At 66.9% G+C, this 17,544-nt stretch carries 13 protein-coding genes; 3 read left to right on the top strand and 10 right to left on the bottom strand.

The genetic code is table 11. From position 1 onward, the window contains the following. The first annotated feature begins 71 nt into the window (after positions 1–71). On the top strand, positions 72–911 hold the full coding sequence (locus tag ACRARE_RS12335) for a C2 domain-containing protein (protein ID WP_432656744.1): 840 nt from the start codon (positions 72–74) through the stop codon (positions 909–911). Between the two features lie 98 nt (positions 912–1,009). On the opposite strand, the gene ACRARE_RS12340 is transcribed toward ACRARE_RS12335, so the two are convergent. Further along, positions 1,010–1,888 carry a 3-hydroxybutyryl-CoA dehydrogenase gene (locus tag ACRARE_RS12340; RefSeq protein ID WP_432656745.1) on the bottom strand — a complete coding sequence of 293 codons (879 nt, stop codon included), beginning with the start codon at positions 1,886–1,888 and terminating at the stop codon, positions 1,010–1,012. A gap of 131 nt (positions 1,889–2,019) precedes the next feature. Here ACRARE_RS12340 and ACRARE_RS12345 point away from each other — a divergent pair, with 131 nt between their 5' ends. Beyond that, complete coding sequence (locus tag ACRARE_RS12345) at positions 2,020–2,859, top strand: DUF6473 family protein (protein WP_432656746.1); 840 nt, start codon at positions 2,020–2,022, stop codon at positions 2,857–2,859. A gap of 431 nt (positions 2,860–3,290) precedes the next feature. Here the strand turns inward: ACRARE_RS12345 and ACRARE_RS12350 are convergent, their stop codons facing one another. After that, positions 3,291–4,217, bottom strand: a complete 927-nt coding sequence (locus ACRARE_RS12350; RefSeq protein WP_432656747.1) for an electron transfer flavoprotein subunit alpha/FixB family protein — start codon at positions 4,215–4,217, stop codon at positions 3,291–3,293. Continuing rightward, complete coding sequence (locus tag ACRARE_RS12355; RefSeq protein WP_432656748.1) at positions 4,217–4,975, bottom strand: electron transfer flavoprotein subunit beta/FixA family protein; 759 nt, start codon at positions 4,973–4,975, stop codon at positions 4,217–4,219. Before ACRARE_RS12355 ends, ACRARE_RS12350 begins: the two co-directional genes overlap by 1 nt. A gap of 392 nt (positions 4,976–5,367) precedes the next feature. Here ACRARE_RS12355 and ACRARE_RS12360 point away from each other — a divergent pair, with 392 nt between their 5' ends. After that, a complete protein-coding gene (locus tag ACRARE_RS12360; protein WP_432656749.1) occupies positions 5,368–7,863 on the top strand; it encodes a GcvT family protein in 2,496 nt (831 codons plus the stop codon). 191 nt (positions 7,864–8,054) lie between these two features. On the opposite strand, the gene ACRARE_RS12365 is transcribed toward ACRARE_RS12360, so the two are convergent. From ACRARE_RS12365 to xdhA, 7 genes are all read right to left on the bottom strand, one after another. After that, a complete protein-coding gene (locus tag ACRARE_RS12365) occupies positions 8,055–9,098 on the bottom strand; it encodes a BMP family ABC transporter substrate-binding protein (RefSeq protein ID WP_432656771.1) in 1,044 nt (347 codons plus the stop codon). 109 nt (positions 9,099–9,207) lie between these two features. Continuing rightward, the gene (locus ACRARE_RS12370; RefSeq protein ID WP_432656750.1) at positions 9,208–10,128 is read right to left on the bottom strand and encodes an ABC transporter permease; all 921 of its coding nucleotides are present in this window, start codon (positions 10,126–10,128) and stop codon (positions 9,208–9,210) included. Further along, complete coding sequence (locus ACRARE_RS12375; protein WP_432656751.1) at positions 10,128–11,210, bottom strand: ABC transporter permease; 1,083 nt, start codon at positions 11,208–11,210, stop codon at positions 10,128–10,130. The genes ACRARE_RS12370 and ACRARE_RS12375 overlap by 1 nt, the downstream gene beginning before the upstream one ends. 105 nt (positions 11,211–11,315) lie before the next feature. After that, positions 11,316–12,833, bottom strand: coding sequence for an ABC transporter ATP-binding protein (locus tag ACRARE_RS12380; protein ID WP_432656752.1), 1,518 nt, complete (start codon positions 12,831–12,833; stop codon positions 11,316–11,318). After that, positions 12,830–13,786: a xanthine dehydrogenase accessory protein XdhC gene (xdhC, locus tag ACRARE_RS12385; RefSeq protein ID WP_432656753.1), complete on the bottom strand. Its 957-nt coding sequence runs from the start codon at positions 13,784–13,786 to the stop codon at positions 12,830–12,832. Before xdhC ends, ACRARE_RS12380 begins: the two co-directional genes overlap by 4 nt. Next, on the bottom strand, positions 13,779–16,106 hold the full coding sequence (gene xdhB / locus ACRARE_RS12390; protein ID WP_432656754.1) for a xanthine dehydrogenase molybdopterin binding subunit: 2,328 nt from the start codon (positions 16,104–16,106) through the stop codon (positions 13,779–13,781). Before xdhB ends, xdhC begins: the two co-directional genes overlap by 8 nt. Then, complete coding sequence (xdhA, locus tag ACRARE_RS12395) at positions 16,103–17,470, bottom strand: xanthine dehydrogenase small subunit (protein ID WP_432656772.1); 1,368 nt, start codon at positions 17,468–17,470, stop codon at positions 16,103–16,105. Before xdhA ends, xdhB begins: the two co-directional genes overlap by 4 nt. Between the last annotated feature and the right edge of the window lie 74 nt (positions 17,471–17,544).

Here is a 17,544-nt window from a genome sequence, read left to right on the forward strand (position 1 = left end):
CATGAATACCTGACTACCCTACGGCAGGGTTTCGGCGCTTTCTGATGGCATATTTCATCAGGAGTTTTCCAATGACGATCAAAGTCTTCACCGGCGCCCTGGCCGCCGGGCTCTTTTCCCTTGCCGGCCCTGCCCTTGCCGAAGGCCAGTGCGGCGTCGTGCAGATCAACCGGATCACCGCCATCAAGGTCAGCTCGGCCACCGACAGTTCTCTGAACACCGCCGTCTTCGACCTGATGGGCGCCATGGCCGAAGCCCAGGCCGCGGCCAACGCCGATCTGGCCGAGGGGATCCCCGCCTCGATGGGGCCCAAGGGCCAGGTCCTGAAGGCGATGCTGAAATCCTCGGCCGGGCTGAAGGTCGGCGCCGTCGCCTCGGACGGGATCCCGGGGCTGATCGAGTCGATCGCCGAGACCCGCAACGATGCGGACGACCTCTATCTGTCGCTGTCCGGCGAGCGCGGGGACGAGGCCGCCTTCTGGCCCGCGCCGAACGAAACCTTCTCGATCCAGCAGGAGCATTCCGAGGATATCATCGGGCAGAAATCCCTGGTGTCCGAGGTCATGGGGGTGTTCAACCAGACCGAACTGGCGATCAAGTTCTACGACTGGGACGGCGGGTCGCGCGATGATTACCTGGGCGAGGCGATCATTCCGCTGGATCAGGTCGGCAAGGGGCCGCAGACCACGCTGGCCATGACCGCCGACCATGGCGGGGTGATCTATGGGGTGCAGTACCAGGTGCTGCCAGTGGATTGCGACGGCGCCGCAGCGGGCATGTACAAGACGATCCGCCGGGCCAACAGCGGCGGCGGCCTGGAGGAACGGGAACGGATCAACATGCTTTGGGGGCCGGTGGCGCTGCAATTGCAGATCGAATGGATGACCCAGGGCGTCGAGGTGAAGCTCTGACAGCCAGGGGGGGCGCGCCCAAGCGGGCCGCGCCCGCAAAAGAAACGGGGCGGGATCTGCCGGATCCCGCCCCTTTGTCTTTGCTCGCCTGGCGCGCCTCAGCGCGTCGGCACCGGCGTTTCGCCGCGGTAGTCGTAGAAACCGCGCCCGGTCTTGCGGCCCAACCAGCCGGCCTCGACATATTTCGTCAGTAGGGGGCAGGGGCGGTACTTGGTATCCGCCAGCCCGTCGTGCAGCACGTTCATGATCGCCAGGCAGGTGTCCAGCCCGATGAAATCGGCCAGCTCCAGCGGGCCCATCGGGTGGTTGGCGCCCAGCTTCATCGCCTCGTCGATGGACCGTACGTTGCCGACGCCCTCATACAGCGTATAGACCGCCTCGTTGATCATCGGCATCAGGATGCGGTTGACGATGAAGGCTGGGAAATCCTCGGCGCTGGAGGCGGTCTTGCCCAGGGTTTCAACCACCTTCAGGCAAGCCTCGTAGGTTTCCTGGTCGGTGGCGATGCCGCGGATCAGCTCGACCAGCTGCATCACCGGCACCGGGTTCATGAAGTGGAACCCCATGAATTTTTCGGGCCGGTCGGTGCGCGAGGCCAGACGGGTGATCGAGATCGACGAGGTGTTCGAGGTCAGGATCGTCGAGGGTTTCAGATGCGGCAGAAGGTCGGCAAAGATCGCCTCCTTCACATGTTCCTTCTCGGTCGCCGCCTCGATCACCAGATCGGTGGGGCCCAGGTCGGTCAGCTTCAGCGTGGTCGAGATGCGCGCCAGCGCCGCCGCCTTCTCCTCCTCCGGGATCTTGCCGCGGCTGACCTGCCGTTCCAGGTTCTTGGTGATCGTCGCCAGACCGCGATCCAGCGCTTCCTGGCTGATGTCGTTCAGCAGCACATCATAGCCCGCCAAGGCGAAGACATGGGCAATACCGTTGCCCATCTGGCCCGCGCCCACCACGCCTACCGATTTGATCTCGACCACGTCAGCCTCCTTTGCGGTGTTCGCGCGCAATGTGGACCGGCAGCGCCCCCGCCGCAAGCCCCGGGCGCCCCTTAGGCCTTTGGCAAGCTTTGCCCGCCAGACTGGCGGATGGGTGACTATTGGTGGGTGTGATGAGCTTTGACAAACCGGGCCGGGCTGGCCTTGATTATCTTCCGTGCCGCTACGGGCGGTGCAAGACCCTGTTCCGGGGGCCGAAACGGCGGCTGGACGCGCCCTTTGTGGCCTATCTGGGCGGGGCGGAAACCTATGGACGATTCATCGCCCATCCCTATCCGGCGATCCTCGAGGAACGGCTGGGCCTGGGGGCGGTGAACCTCGGCTGGGCCAATGCCGGGGTGGATGCCTTCCTCGGCGATCCCGACCTTTTGCAGGTGGTGGGCCAGGCGCGGGTCGCGGTGATCCGCCTGCCGGGGGCGCAGAACATGTCCAATCGCTTCTATTCCGTGCATCCGCGCCGCAACGACCGCTTCGTCCAGGCCTCGACCCTGTTGCAGACGGTCTATCGCGAGGTGGATTTCACCGAATTCCACTTTACCCGCCACCTGCTGGGCGCTCTGCACGAGCGGGCCCCGGAACGTTTCGCCCTGCTGCGCGAAGAGTTGCAATCGGCCTGGGTGGCCCGGATGGGGCAGCTGCTGGACCGGATCCCGGTGCCAGTGGTGCTGCTGTGGTTCGCCGACCGTCCCCCACCCCGCGCGGAAGAGGCCGAGGGGCCGGATCTCGATCTGGACCCGCTTTTCGTCACCGACCAGATGATCGAGGCCCTGCGCCCCCGGGTCAACGCCCTGGTCCAAGTGGTGCCCTCCGAGGCCGCCCGGGCCGAGGGCACGCGCGGCATGGTCTTTGCCGCGATGGAGGCCCCGGCAGCAGCCGAACAGCTGTCCTCTGCCGCTCACGGTGAGGTGGCCGAGGCGCTGACCCCGGTGCTGAAGGCGATCCTCGAAAGCTGACCCCCCGGTGGTGCCGCTTCTGCGCCATCGAGGCGCCTCGGCGGCGGGGCGCGGTTGGCCCCGGTAGAGCTGTTCGGAGGGCGGGGTTTTGTCCGGGCCGTCGCGTTTGTTTTCGGCCCGTGCCGGGCCGAAGCCTCCGGCGGGGATATTTCTGGCAATGAGAAGCGTAAGGAGAGGGCGCCTGAAAGCCCCGATCGCCCCCCGGCTGAGATCTGGGCCAACGGCGGCGCTGGCACCCTTGTTGGCGGATTTGGCAGCCGGGGGCGGGCTGGGGCTTTGGCGTGCATCGCCCCCTCTCTTCTCATTGCCAAAAATATCCCGGGGGGAATTGAGCCGCAGGCTCAAGGGGGGCAGAGCCCCCTGCCGCCCGCTCAGACAGCAAAAGGCCCGCCGTGGGGCGGGCCTTTCGGGTGTCAAAGGGCGCTGACGCCTTACAGCTTCTCGACCAGCTCCGGCACGGCGTCGAAGAGGTCGGCGACCAGGCCGTAGTCGGCCACCTGGAAGATCGGCGCCTCTTCGTCCTTGTTGATCGCCACGATGACCTTGCTGTCCTTCATCCCCGCGAGGTGCTGGATCGCCCCCGAGATGCCGACGGCCACGTAGAGCTCGGGCGCCACGACCTTGCCGGTCTGACCCACCTGCCAGTCGTTCGGCGCAAAGCCCGAATCGACCGCGGCGCGAGACGCGCCCACGGCGGCGCCCAGCTTGTCGGCCAGTTTCTCGATCAGGGCGAAGTTCTCTTCGGACCCCACGCCACGGCCGCCGGAAACGACGATGCCGGCCGAGGTCAGCTCGGGGCGGTCCGAGGTCGCGACCTTGTCTTCGACCCAGCTCGACAGGGCCGGATCGGCGGCGGCGGCGACGCTTTCCACGGGTGCCGAACCACCGTCACCGGCGGCGTCGAAGGTCGAGGTGCGGAAGGTGATAACCTTCTTTTCATCCTTCGACTTTACCGTCTGAATCGCGTTGCCGGCATAGATGGGACGCTCGAAGGTATCGGCGTCGACCACGGCGGTGACGTCGGACAGGATCATCACGTCCAGCAGGGCGGCGACGCGGGGCAGGATGTTCTTCGCATCCGTCGTGGCGGGGGCCACGATGTGCGAATAGTCCGCGCCCAACGCGGCGACCAGGGCCGAGACGGGCTCGGCCAGGCGGTGGCCGTAAAGGGCGTCCTCGGCGACCAGCACCTTGGCGACACCGGCGATCTTGGCGGCCTCTTCGGCGGCGCCCTGGGCGCTTTCGCCGACGCAAAGCACGGTCACGTCGCCCAGTTTCGCGGCGGCCGAGACGGCCTTGGCGGTGGCATCCAGGCCCAGGGCCCCATCGGTGATTTCAGCAAGCAGAAGAACGGCCATTACACGATCCCCTTCTCTTTCAGTTTCGCCACCAGCTCGTCGACCGAGCCGACCATCTCACCGGCCTGACGGGCCTCGGGCTCGGCGGTCTTGATCACTTCGAGCCGCGGCGCCGGATCGACGCCCAGATCCGCGGGCGTCTTCTCGTCCAGCGGTTTCTTCTTGGCTTTCATGATGTTGGGCAGCGAGGCATAGCGCGGCTCGTTCAGGCGCAGGTCGGCGGTGACCACGGCGGGCAGTTTCACGCTGATGGTTTGCAGACCGCCGTCCACCTCGCGGGTGACCTTAGCCGCGTCGCCCTCGACGGTGACGGCGCCGGCGAAGGTCGCCTGGGACCAGCCCAGGAGCGCCGAGAGCATCTGGCCGGTGGCGTTCATGTCGTTGTCGATCGCCTGCTTGCCGGCGATGACCAGCTGCGGCTGTTCCTCATCGACGATGGCCTTCAGCATCTTGGCGACGGCCAGGGGTTCGATGTCGGTATGCACATCATCGGCGGCGACCACCAGGATGGCGCGGTCGGCGCCCATGGCCAGCGCGGTGCGCAGGGTTTCCTGCGCCTGTTTCACGCCGATCGACACCGCGACGACCTCGGTCGCCACACCCGCCTCTTTCAGACGGATCGCCTCTTCAACGGCAATCTCGTCGAACGGGTTCATCGACATCTTCACATTCGCAAGATCGACACCCGAACCGTCCGCCTTGACCCGGACCTTCACGTTGTAGTCGATCACGCGCTTGACAGGTACCAGTACCTTCATATGCGGTCACTCCCTTTGCATTTGGGCCCGGCTGGATTCGGCGCGGCCCTTCTTCTCCCCGGAGTTGATATAGGCTCCGTTCTCGCGTTGACAGGCCAAAAGGGACGCTCAGTGACACGGCAACGTCACGTTTTTTCCGCGATGCGGCGATTGTCCCGCTGCGCGGACAGGCTATGCGCGGCGCGCGACAGGTCATGCCGGGCGCTCATGATCCGGGCGACCCGGGGGCGTGTGACGGGGCCTTTGCGGCGGGGCAGAGGGCGAAAAGCGGCGCCGATCCGGGCCGAGGTCGCATTCGGGCGACTTTGCGTCGGCTGGACCCTTCGGAATCTGTCGGTCCTGCTAAAGCTGAGCCGGATAGCGTTCAGGCCGTGCTTCAGGGAAAGGTCATCATGAAAACCAATGTCAAAGCTCTTGTCGTCGGCGGTGGTGCCGTCGGCACCTCCATTGCCTACCATCTGGCCAAGGCCGGCTGGCAGGATGTGATGCTGCTGGAGCGGGACGAGCTGACCTCGGGCTCGACCTGGCACGCGGCCGGTCTGCTGCCGCTCTTCAACATGAGCTATGCCACCACCCACATTCACAAATACTCGGTCGATTTCTACAAGACCCTGGAAGAAGAGACCGGGCTGAATGCCGGTTTCTCGGTCGTGGGCAACCTGCGCATGGCGCAGACGCAAGAGCGCATGGACGAATACATGGTCTATGCCACTACCGCCGAAACCTGCGGTGTGCCCTATGAATGGATGAGCCCCGCCCAGATCAAGGAGCGGTGGCCTCTGGTCAATATCGAGGGGCTGAAGGGCGCGATTTATCACCCCACCGATGGCTACATCAACCCGGCCGACGTCACCATGGCCATGGCCAAGGGCGCCCGGCAGCGCGGCGTGACGATCGAGCGCAAGTGGCAGGTGGACGGCTATCATTGGACCGGCGAGGCCTGGGAGGTGACCTGCACCAAGATGGTGGAGAAGGGCGGCAACCTGGTGCCCTCGGACGAGCAGATCGTCATCACCGCCGAGCATGTGGTGACCGCCACCGGCAACCACGCACAGCGCACCGCGCGCCTGCTGGGCATCAAGATGCCCGCCATCCCGGTGGAGCACCAGTTCATCGTCACCGAACCCGACCCCGAACTGGTGGCCTATCGCAACGCGGGCGGCGAAGAGCACCCGGTGCTGCGCGATGCCGACGCCAAGTGGTACGTGCGCGAGGAACGCGGCGGCTGGATCCTGGGCCCCTATGAGCTGAACGCGCCCGCGCGCTTCCGTTTCGGCGTGCCCGACAGCTTCCGCGCCGACCTCTTCCCGCTGGATCTGGAGCGGATCGAGGAAGAGTATATGTCGATGATCCATCGTCTGCCCTCCTCGGAAACCGTGGGTCTGAAGGACGATTTCAACGGGCCCATCTGCTATACCCCCGACGGCAACCCGCTGGTCGGTCCGGCGCCGGGTCTGCGCAACATGTGGCTGGCCGAGGGCTTCTCCTTCGGGATCACCGCCGCCGGTGGCACCGGCTATTACCTGGCGCAGATGATGGTGGAAGGGGAGGCCGAGATCGACATGGCCTCGCTGGATCCCAAGCGCTACGGCAGCTGGCAGACCAACGACTGGGCCGTGGCCAAGAACGAAGAGGCCTACGAGCACGTCTTCATCCTGCACCACCCCGACGAGGAACGCGAAGCGGCCCGCCCGCTGCGCACCGCGCCCGCCTATGACCGCCAGAAGGCCGCAGGCGCGCAGTTCGGCCAGGTGAACGGCTGGGAACGCCCCAACTACTACGCCCCCGAAGGCTTTGACGATCACGCATCGCGCAGCTTCCGTCGCGGCGGCTGGTGGCAATATGCGGTGGAAGAGGCCAAGGCCGTGCGCGAGGGCGTGGGCCTGATCGACGCCACCGCCTTCACCAAGCACACGGTGACCGGCAATGGCGCGACCGAGTTCCTCGATCGCTTCACCTGCAACAAGTTGCCCAAGGTGGGCCGGATCAACCTGACCTACGCCCTGACCTCGGCAGGCACCACGCGCACCGAATATACCATCGTGCGCAATGGCGAGAATGCCTACTATCTGGTCTCGGCGGGCGCCTGGACGGCCTATGACCAGGACTACCTGGTGAAGGCCGCCGAGGACTTCATGGCCGAGACCGGCAAGCTGGTCATCGTGCAGGACGTGACCACCCAGTGGGGCGTCTTCGCCATTGCGGGCCCCAAATCCCGCGACGTGCTGAAGAAGCTGATCCGCGACGCCGAGCCCGAAACCGCGCTGTCCAACAAGCGGTTCCCCTGGCTGTCGGCGCGGCAGATCGAACTGGGCATGGTGCCGGTGAACGCCATCCGCGTGGCCTATACCGGCGAGCTGGGCTGGGAGCTGCATCACCCGATCGAGATGCAGAACCACCTCTGGGACCGCCTGGTCGAGGCCGGGGCCGAGTTCGACATGAAGCTGGTTGGCGCCCGCGCCCAGAACTGGCTGCGTCAGGAGAAATCCTACCGTGCCTTCGGCACCGAGCTGGGCCGCGACGCGACCCCGGCCGAGGCCGACCTGCCGCGCTTCATAGACCTGTCGAAAGAGTTCTTCGGCAAGGAGGCGATGGTGGCCAAGGGCATCCGCTCGAAATGCGTCACCCTGCTGATCGACGGGCCCGACGATGCCGATCCCTGGGGCCGCGAGGCGCTGTATCTCGATGGCACCAAGGTCGGGCGTCTGACCTCGGGCGGCTATTCGGTGGCCTTCGGCAAGTCCATCGGCATGGGCTATGTCGACCCGGCGCTGGCCACGGTGGGCCAGAAGCTGAAGGTGAAGATGTTCGACCAGCTGTGGGACGCCGAGATCGTCGAGGACAGCCCCTACGATCCGAAGAACGCCACCATCCGCCTGGACGGCTGACGCAGGCACTCGGGTATCGGCCCCCGGGCCGATGCCTCCGGCGGGAGTATTTTCGGCCATCGAATGGACAGGACGCGCGCGGGCAACCGGGCGCGTCTTTTCGTTTCGGGGCGCTGCCTCCGGGCGGCGGGCAGAAAAACGCCCCGGCGGAGGGATCCACCGGGGCGCTGCTGTCTGTCAGGCGGGGCCGCTTATTGCGGGACCGAACCTTCGATGCCTTCGACGTAGAACATCATGCCGCCCAGGGTGCCGTCATCGGCCACTTCACCCTCGGCCAGCCAGTCCGAGCCGTCCTGCTTTTTCAGCGGGCCGGTGAACGGGTGGTACTCGCCCGCGGCGATGGCGTCGCGCATGGCCTCGGCCTCGGCCTTGACCTCGGCGGGGACCGCCTCGGTGATCTCGCCGATGCCGACCATGCCGTCACCGATGCCTTCCCAGACCGAATGGCTTTCCCAGGTGCCGTCCATCACCGCTTCGACGCGGGAGATGTAGTAGGGCGCCCAGTTGTCGATGATCGAGCTGACGCGCGGGCTGGGGGCGTAGTCGGCCATGTCACCGGCCTGGCCGAAGCCGATCACGTTGCCCGCTTCCTGCGCGGCGGCCAGCGGCGCGGTGCTGTCGGTGTGTTGCAGGATCACGTCTGCGCCCTGTTCGATCAGGGTGCGCGCCGCGTCGGCCTCTTTCGCCGGGTCCATCCAGGTGTAGAGCCAGATGATCTTGAACTCGACGTCCGGGTTCACCTTCTTGGCGTGGATATAGGCCGAGTTGATGCCGCGCACGACCTCGGGGATCGGCACCGAGGCGATGTAGCCGATGACGTTCGACTGGGTCATGTGACCGGCAATGGTGCCCTGCACGGCGCGACCTTCGTAGAAGCGGGCCGAGTAGGCGGACATGTTGTCGGCGGTCTTGTAGCCGGTGGCATGTTCGAAGCGCACATCGGGGAACTTGCCCGCGACGTTCAGCGTCGGATCCATGTAGCCGAAGGAGGTCGAGAAGATGATGTCGGCGCCGTTCAGGGCCATCTGGGTCATCGCGCGTTCGGCATCGGGGCCTTCGGGCACGTTCTCCTGGTAGACCAGCTCGACCTTGTCCTCGCCGATGGCCTCGACCATTTGCAGGGCGGATTCATGGTGGTGCTGCGACCAGCCGCCATCGTTGATCGGGCCGACGTAGATGAAGCCCACCTTGGTCTTCTCTTGGGCGAAGGCGGCGCCGGTCGACAGCGCGGTCATCGCCGCGACAGTGGCGGCCCCGGCCAGGAAACTCCGTTTTTTCAGAAGCATAACAATCTCCCATTCTTGGTTTGTTTGGCGCCCTTGGGGCACGCGATTTTGCCAGGCCTCACTGCGAGGCGTGGAAGGTACGACCCAGAGAGGCAGGCGCCCCGCTGCGGTCGAAAGACATCAGGACCAGCACCACGATGGTGATCAGGTACGGGGACATGGAAAGGTATTCTGCGGGAATCGCAACCCCTGCCGCCTGAAGGTTCAGCTGCAACACCGTCACCCCGCCGAAGAGGTAGGCACCCAGCAGGACGCGCCAGGGCTTCCAGCTGGCGAAGACCACCAGGGCCAGGGCGATCCAGCCGACGCCGCCGGTCATCCCTTCGGTCCATTGCGGCACGCGGATCAGGCTGATGTAGGCGCCGCCCAGGCCTGCGCAGGCGCCACCGAAGAGGATCGCCAGGATGCGGATGCGGATCACCTTGTAGCCCAGGGCATGGGCCGCGTCGTGGTTCTCGCCCACGGCCTTCAGGATCAGCCCGGCGCGGGTGTATTTCAGAAAGGCCCAGGTCAGCGCCACCAGCACCAGCCCGGCATAGACCATCGGGTCATGGCTGAAGAGGATCGGGCCCAGCCCGGGCAGATCGCTGAGCGGGCCCAGATCCAGGCGCGGGCTGGCGGGCGGTTTGATCCCCACATAGCCCTGACCCATCAACGACGACAGGCCCAGCCCGAAGAGGGTCAGTGCCAGGCCAGAGGCCACCTGATTGGCCAGCGCGAACTGGGTCAGCATGGCAAAGAGGAAGGACAGCACCGCGCCGCCCGCGGCGGCGGCCACGAAGCCCAGCAGGGGCGAGCCGGTGCCCACGGCCACGGCAAAGCCGCAGATCGCGCCGGTGATCATCATCCCCTCGACCCCGAGGTTCAGCACACCGGCCTTTTCGACGATCAGCTCGCCAATGGCGGCAATCATCACGGCGGTCGCCGCCACCATCAGCGAGGCGATAAGCAGGGCGGGATTGATCGCAGAGAAATCCATCAGGCGGTCTCCCCCAAGGTAATGCGGATACGGAAGTTGGTCAGAACGTCGACGGCCAGCAGGAAGAACAGCAACATCCCCTGGAAGACCTGGATCGCCGCCGCGGGCAGCTGCATCGAGCTTTGCGCCGCTTCGCCGCCGATATAGGTCAGCGCCATCAGAAGGCCTGCCAGCACGATCCCCACCGGATGCAACCGGCCCAGGAAGGCCACGATGATGGCGGTGAAGCCGTAGCCGACGTTAAAGCCCGTGGTGATCTGCCCAGAGGGGCCAGCCACTTCGAACATCCCCGCCAGCCCGGCCAGGGCACCGGCGACGCCCATGCAGAACAGGATCAGCCGCGCCGGTTTCACGCCCGAGAACCGCGCGGCGCGCGGCGCCTCGCCGGTCAACCGGATCTGGAAGCCCAGAAGGTGCCGGTTCAGCAGCACATAGGCCAGGATCGCGGCGATGAAGGCCGCCGCCACGCCCCAGTGCATCCCCGATCCGGCGATGATCTCGGTATTATGGGCCGAGGGATATTGTTGCAGGTTGCGCGAGCCCGGAAAGCCGAATCCCTCGGGGTTCTTCATCGCGCCAATGGCCATGGAGGCCAGGAAGTTCTCGGCCACATAGACCAGCATCAGCGAGACCAGGATCTCGTTGGTGCCGAATTTCACCTTCAGGATGGCCGGGATCATCGCCCAGGCCCAGCCCCCCAGGGCGCCCGCCAGGATCATCAGCGGAAAGATCCACCAGGCCTCCAGCGGATAGAGGGCCAGGGCCACCCCGGCGCCCGCGATGGCGCCCATGATATATTGCCCCTCGGCGCCGATGTTCCAGATCCCCGCCTTGAAGCCAAGCGAGAGGCCAAGCGCGATCAGGATCAGTGGCCCCCCCTTCACCAGCAGTTGCGGGCGATAGTAGAAGGCGAACTCGCCAAACAGCGGATCCCAGAAGATGATGCGGATCGCCGCCACCGGATCCTTGCCCAGGATGGCGAACAGCAGCCCGCCCGCGACCATGGTGATCAGCACCGCCAGAACCGGCGTCACATAGGACAGCGTCTTTGACGGCTGCGGCCTCTTCTCCAGGAAAATCATGCGCGTCCCCCCCGGGTCGATGCGCCGACCCCCGTCTTCTCATTGCCAGAAATATCCCCGCCGGAGGCGCAGGTTGCCACGGGCGATACGGCCCGGATCCTCAGATCAGACATGGGCCACCTCCATCCCGTGGGCGCCGCCCATCATCAGGCCGATCTCTTCCATGCTCAGGCCCTTGGCGGGCTTGATCTCGGACAGGCGCCCCTCGTTCAGGGCGGCGAAATTGTCGGAGACCTCCATCAGCTCGTCCAGGTCCTGACTGATCACGATGACGGCCGCCCCGCCCGCGGCCAGATCCAGGATCGCCTGGCGGATGGTGGCGGCGGCAGCGGCATCCACGCCCCAGGTGGGCTGGTTCACCACCAGCACCTCGGGGCGCTGCATCACCTCGCGGCCGATGACGAATTTCTGCAAGTTGCCGCCCGACAGGGCGCGGGCCACCGTCTCGGTGCCCGGGGTGCGCACGTCGAAACGTTCGATGATCGCCTCGGCAAAGCTCTTGGCCTTGCCCCATTTGAGAAAGCCGTTGGACATCAGCCCTTCGCGTTCCGCCCCGGTCAGCAGGGCGTTTTCGGTCAGGCTCATGTTCGGCGCGGCGGCATGGCCCAGCCGTTCCTCGGGCCCGGTCAGCAGGCCCATGCGGCGGCGCGGCCCGGGGCCCTTGGCGCCGATCTGGGTGCCGTCCAGCACGACCATGCCGGGCGCAGAGGTGATCTCGCCCGAGAGCGCGGCCAGAAGTTCGTCCTGGCCGTTGCCTGCCACACCCGCGAGGCCCAGAACCTCGCCCGCGCGCACCTCCAGGGTGATGTTCTTCAACGAGGTGCCGAACTGGCTGGGCGAGGCGACCGACAGATCATTCAGCGCCAGGCGCACCTCACCGGGCGTCGTGGCTTCGCGTTCGGGGCGGTGCAGCTCGCTGCCCACCATCATTTCGGCCATCTGCGCCGCCGTCACTTCGCGCGGCGTGCAGGTGCCGACCTTCTTGCCCAGGCGCAGGATTGTCGCCTCGTCACACAGCGCGCGGATCTCTTCCAGCTTGTGCGAGATGTAAAGGATCGACGTGCCCTCGGACTTCAGCTTGCGCAGGGTGGCGAACAGGATCTCAACCTCCTGCGGCGTCAGCACCGAGGTCGGCTCGTCCATGATCAGCAGTTTGGGATCCTGCAACAGGCAGCGGATGATCTCGACCCGCTGGCGTTCGCCCGCGCTCAGGTCGCCCACCAGGCGCCAGGGATCCAGCGGCAGCCCGTATTGTTCCGAGACAGAACGGATACGCTCGGCCAGCTCGCTGGTCTTGGGCGGCTCGGCCATGCCAAGGGCCACGTTCTCGGCCACGTTCAGCGCGTCGAAGAGGCTGAAGTGCTGGAACACCATGGCGACGCCACGCGCCCGCGCTTCCTGCGGTTCCGAGGGCTCATAGGCGGTGCCCATGAAGGCCATGTCGCCGCTGTCGGGTTTGACCAGCCCGTAGATCATCTTGACCAGCGTGGACTTGCCCGCGCCGTTCTCGCCCAGCAGGGCGTGCACCTCGCCCTCCTGGATATTGAAGGAGACGTCGTCATTGGCGACCACCCCGGGATAGGCCTTTGTCAGGCCAACGATTTTCAGCAGCGTCCCCGTCACGCGGTTCTCCCCCTCTTGGCGTCTTGTTGCGCCCTGCGATCCAATATCTCGGCGGCGACGCCGACCGCAATCTCCTGCGGATGCTTCCCGAAGGACGGCTGACCGATCGGGCAGGAAATGCTCGCAATCCGGGCAGGCCTATGGCCAAGCGCGGCCAGGCGCTTGCGGAAGCGCGCCCATTTGCTGGCCGAACCGATCAGCCCGCAGGCGGCAAAGCCCCGGCGCAGCAGCGCGTCGCACAGCGCCAGGTCCAGTGCGTGCGAATAGGTCAGGATCAGGTGTTCGGCCTCGGCCGGTGCATGGGCGGCCAGCCGCGCCGGATCGGCGGCGGGCAGGATGGTCACGCCCTCGGGGATCTGATCGGGAAAGCGGTCGCGCGCGGTGTCGATCCAGGTCACCTCGACCCCCGGCAGGGGGGCCAGGGTGGCGACAATGGCGCGGCCCACGTGACCGGCGCCCCAGACCCACAGGGGCCGGGCCGTGCGGGCCTGGGGCTCGATCATCCAGCCGTCCAGCATCTGCGCCTCGGGCGGCAGGCCCTGGGCGCGGGCGGTGTTCAACAGACGGGTGACCACCAGGGGTTGCTCGGGCGGATGGCCGGGCAGGGGGCGGGCATGGGCCGCGCCCGCGCGCCCCTCTTGCGCCTCAAGCGCGGCCAGCTTTGCGGCGTCCCAGACCTCATAGAGCAGGGTCACCGCGCCGCCGCAGCACTGGCCCAGATCGGGGCCGAGCGCGCGCCGGTCCAGCAGGTCGGCGCCCAGGGTCCGGGCGCGGGTGATCGCCTCATGCTCCAGCGTGCCGCCGCCGATGGTGCCGTCCAGCAGACCGGCGGGGCCAACCAGCATGGCCGCGCCCACCTCGCGCGGGACCGATCCGCGGCCGTCCGCAACCACCACCCGCACCACGCGGGGGGCCTGCGCCAGGGCGCGCGCAAGGGCGGCGCGGTCAAGCATTCTTCACCCGGTCGATGGCGGCCAGAACCCGTTCCGGCGTGGCCGGCGCATCGAGGCAGGGATAGGTCGTGCCACAGGCCGCCACCGCATCCGACAGGGCCAGCAGGGCGGAAATGCCCAGCATAAAGGGCGGCTCGCCCACGGCCTTGGAGCGATAGATGGTGGCCGCCGGGTTCGGCTCGTCCCAAAGCGCCACGTTGAAGATGCGGGGCCGGTCGGAACAGGCGGGGATCTTGTAGGTGCTGGGGGCGTGGGTGCGCAGCCGCCCCTTGCCGTCCCAGACCAGTTCCTCGGTGGTCAGCCAGCCCGCGCCCTGCACGTAGCCGCCCTCGACCTGGCCCACGTCCAGCGCCGGGTTCAGCGAGGCGCCCGCGTCATGCAGGATGTCGGTGCGCAGGATGCGGTTCTCGCCGGTCAGCGTGTCGACGACCACTTCGGTCAGCGCCGCGCCATGGGCGAAGTAGTAGAAGGGCGTGCCAAAACCGGTTTCCCGGTTCCACTTCAGATCCGGCGTCTTGTAGAACCCGGTGGCCGACAGGCTGACCTGCGCCTTCCAGGCCAGCTCGGCCGCCTGGGCAAAGGTCATCTCGGTCTCGCCCAGGCGCACCATGCCCTCGGCAAAGATCACCTGGGCGGGGTCGCCCTTATCCCCTGCCACCACGCCCGCGATCCGGTCGCGGATCGTGTCGCAGGCAGCCTTGACCGCCATGCCGTTCAGGTCCGATCCCGACGAGGCCGCCGTGGCCGAGGTATTGGGCACCTTGGCGGTGTCCGTGGCGGTGATGCGCACGTCTTCCATCGCGATGCCAAAGCGCGAGGCGGCGACCTGCGCCACCTTCTGGAACAGGCCCTGGCCCATTTCCGTCCCGCCATGGTTCAGCTGTACCGAGCCGTCGTGATAGACATGCACCAGCGCCCCCGCCTGGTTCAGGTGGGTCAGGGTGAAGGAGATGCCGAATTTCACCGGGCTGAAGCCCAGCCCCTTTTTCAGCACCGGATTGGCCGCGTTCCAGGCCGCTACGGCGGCCTTGCGCGCCTGATAGTCGGCGCTGTCCAGCAGTTTCGCGGTCATCCGGTGCAGGGCGAAATCGGTGACCGGCATCCCGTAGGGCGTCGTCTGCACCGGGGCGGCGGCCTTGGCAGGCGTGTCGCCATCGGTCAGCGGCGCGCAATCGGCGTAGTAGTTCACTTGCCGCACCGCCACCGGATCCAGGCGCAGCTCGTGCGCGATATGGTCGAGGACGCGTTCGATCCCCACCACGCCCTGCGGCCCGCCGAAGCCACGATAGGCGGTGGCGGAACACATGTTGGTGCGCAGACGGTGGCTTTCGATCCGGGCGTTTTCCAGCAGATAGGCGTTGTCGGCGTGCAGCATGGCGCGGTCGGCCACCGCCAGGGTCAGGTCCTGGGACCAGCCCGCGCGGGTGTACTGGCGGAAGTCGACGCCCAGGATGCGGCCCCTGTCATCGACGCCGACGGTATAGTCGATGCGGAAATCATGGCGCTTGCCGGTGATCTGCATGTCGTCGTCGCGGTCATAGCGCATCTTGGCGGGCCGCCCGGTCAGCGTGGCCACCACGGCGCAAGAGATGGCCAGCGCATTGCCTTGGCTTTCCTTGCCGCCAAAGCCCCCGCCCATGCGGCGGCTTTCGACGCGCACGGCGTGCATGGGCCGCCCGATGGCCTCGGCCACCTTGTGCTGGATCTCGGTCGGGTGCTGGGTCGAGGAATTGACCAGCACGTCGCCGTTTTCCTGCGGCAGGGCCAGGGCCGCCTGGCCTTCGAGGTAGAAATGTTCCTGCCCGCCCATCTCGATCCGGCCCTCGATGATGCGCGGGGCGGATTTGATCGCCGCCTCGGCATCGCCCTTGGTCCAGACCAGGGCCGGGTATTCGATGTAGCTTTGCGCCTCTAGCGCCTCTTCCACGGTCAGGATCGGCGTCTCTTCGGCGATCTCGATCTTGGCCAGGGTCGCGGCCCGGCGCGCGGCGTGGTGCGAGGTGGCGGCGACCAGGAAGATGGGCTGGCCCACGTAGTTGACCGTGCCGGTGGACAGCAGCGGCTCGTCATGGACGGGGGCCGAGGCCACGTCATTGGCAAAGGGCAGATCGGCGGCCTCATAGACCGCGACGACACCGGGGGCGGCGCGCACCGGGCCCAGGTCAAGAGAGGTGATCTTGCCCCGGGCCACGGGCGAGGTGCCGAAGGCCAGGTGCAGCGTGTCGGCGGGCAGGGGGATGTCGTCGATATAGCGGGCGCGGCCCGTCACATGCAGCGGGCCGGAATCATGGGGCAGGGGCTTGCGGACTTGCTCGGTCATGCCTCGATCTCCAGCACGTCGACGGGCTGGCCCAGATCGGCCAGGAAATAGCGGCTCAGCATGTTGCGGGCGGCGGTCAGCCGGTAGGCGGCCGAGGCGCGCATGTCGGACATCGGCGTAAAGTCCTTCTCCCACTCGGGCCAGACGGCGCAAAGGGTGTCCTGGGTCCAGGGTTTGCCCAGCAGGGCGGCCTCGACATGGGCGGCGCGTTTGGGGATCCCGGCCATGCCGCCAAAGGCGATGCGGGCCTCGCTCACCCTGCCGTCCTCGACGGTGATATTGAAACAGCCACAGACGGCGCTGATGTCCTGGTCGAACCGTTTCGACAGCTTGTAACAGGCCAGCCGGTCGGGCTGGCGCGGAATGGTGACGGCCTCGACAAACTCGCCCGGCGCGCGGTCCTGGCGGCCGTAGTCGAGGAAGAAATCGGCCAGCGGCAGGGCGCGGCGGCTGTCGCCCTGGCGCAGGTGCAGCGTGGCATTCAGCGCGATCAGCGCGGGCGGCCCGTCCCCGATGGGCGAGCCATTGGCGATATTGCCGCCCACGGTGGCCGCATTGCGCACCTGGACAGAGGCGAAGCGGCGCAGCATGGCGGCCAGACCGGGATGATAGGGGGCGATCTGGGGCAGCAGCTCGGACCAGGTGGTCATGGCGCCGATGCGGATCGCGTCCTCGGTTACCGTCACGCCCTTCAGATCGGCGCAGCGGTTGAGGAAGGCGACCTCGCCCAGATCGCGCATCTGCTTTGTCACATGCAGGCCCAGGTCGGTGGCGCCGGCCACCAGCGTGGCCTCGGGATGGGCGGCATACCAGGCGGCCAGGTCGTCGGCGCTCTCGGGCTGGAAGGCGGGGCCGGGGGCGTCCACCGGCATCTTGAAACTGGTCGGCAGATGCGCGGGCGCGGGTTTCGTCGCCGCCTCTTCCGCGGCGCGGATGATCGGCGCATAGCCGGTGCAGCGGCAGAGGTTGCCCGCCAGGGTCAGATCGTGATCGGTCTCGCCGGTCAGCTGGGCGGTGGCCATCGACACGGTGAAACCCGGGGTGCAGAAACCGCATTGCGAGCCGTGGTGATCGACCATCGCCTGTTGCACCGGATGCAGCCCGCCCGAGGGCGGCGCCAGCCCCTCGACCGTGGTGACGGATTTGCCCTGCAACTGCGGCAGGAACAGGATGCAGGCGTTCAGCGCGCGCGGCCCGGCCTCGTCGGTGACCATCACCGTACAGGCGCCGCAATCGCCCTCGTTGCAGCCTTCCTTAGTGCCGGTCAGGCCCCGCTCGATCCGCAGCCAGTCAAGCAGCGTCATCGTGGGCTCGGCCCCGTGCAGGTCCACCCGGTCTCCGTTCAGGTGAAAGGAGAGTGTCATATCGGTCATCACCGCCGCGATACCCATTGCGCCTGTCGTGCCTCTCCGATGCGGCGTAGGAGTGGCGGCGTTCC

The organism is Pseudooceanicola aquaeponti (genome assembly GCF_050897975.1).
Taxonomy (GTDB): Bacteria; Pseudomonadota; Alphaproteobacteria; order Rhodobacterales; family Rhodobacteraceae; genus Pseudooceanicola.

Excerpts from the sequence above, each read along its gene's own strand:
- ACRARE_RS12345 (WP_432656746.1), top strand. The coding sequence starts at position 2,020 with ATGAGCTTTGACAAACCGGGCCGGGCTGGCCTTGATTATCTTCCGTGC.
- ACRARE_RS12350 (WP_432656747.1), bottom strand. The coding sequence starts at position 4,217 with ATGGCCGTTCTTCTGCTTGCTGAAATCACCGATGGGGCCCTGGGCCTG.
- ACRARE_RS12365 (WP_432656771.1), bottom strand. The coding sequence starts at position 9,098 with ATGACCGCGCTGTCGACCGGCGCCGCCTTCGCCCAAGAGAAGACCAAG.
- xdhC (WP_432656753.1), bottom strand. The coding sequence starts at position 13,786 with ATGCTTGACCGCGCCGCCCTTGCGCGCGCCCTGGCGCAGGCCCCCCGC.
- ACRARE_RS12355 (WP_432656748.1), bottom strand. The coding sequence starts at position 4,975 with ATGAAGGTACTGGTACCTGTCAAGCGCGTGATCGACTACAACGTGAAG.
- xdhB (WP_432656754.1), bottom strand. The coding sequence starts at position 16,106 with ATGACCGAGCAAGTCCGCAAGCCCCTGCCCCATGATTCCGGCCCGCTG.
- ACRARE_RS12375 (WP_432656751.1), bottom strand. The coding sequence starts at position 11,210 with ATGATTTTCCTGGAGAAGAGGCCGCAGCCGTCAAAGACGCTGTCCTAT.
- ACRARE_RS12335 (WP_432656744.1), top strand. The coding sequence starts at position 72 with ATGACGATCAAAGTCTTCACCGGCGCCCTGGCCGCCGGGCTCTTTTCC.
- ACRARE_RS12360 (WP_432656749.1), top strand. The coding sequence starts at position 5,368 with ATGAAAACCAATGTCAAAGCTCTTGTCGTCGGCGGTGGTGCCGTCGGC.
- ACRARE_RS12370 (WP_432656750.1), bottom strand. The coding sequence starts at position 10,128 with ATGGATTTCTCTGCGATCAATCCCGCCCTGCTTATCGCCTCGCTGATG.
- xdhA (WP_432656772.1), bottom strand. The coding sequence starts at position 17,470 with ATGACACTCTCCTTTCACCTGAACGGAGACCGGGTGGACCTGCACGGG.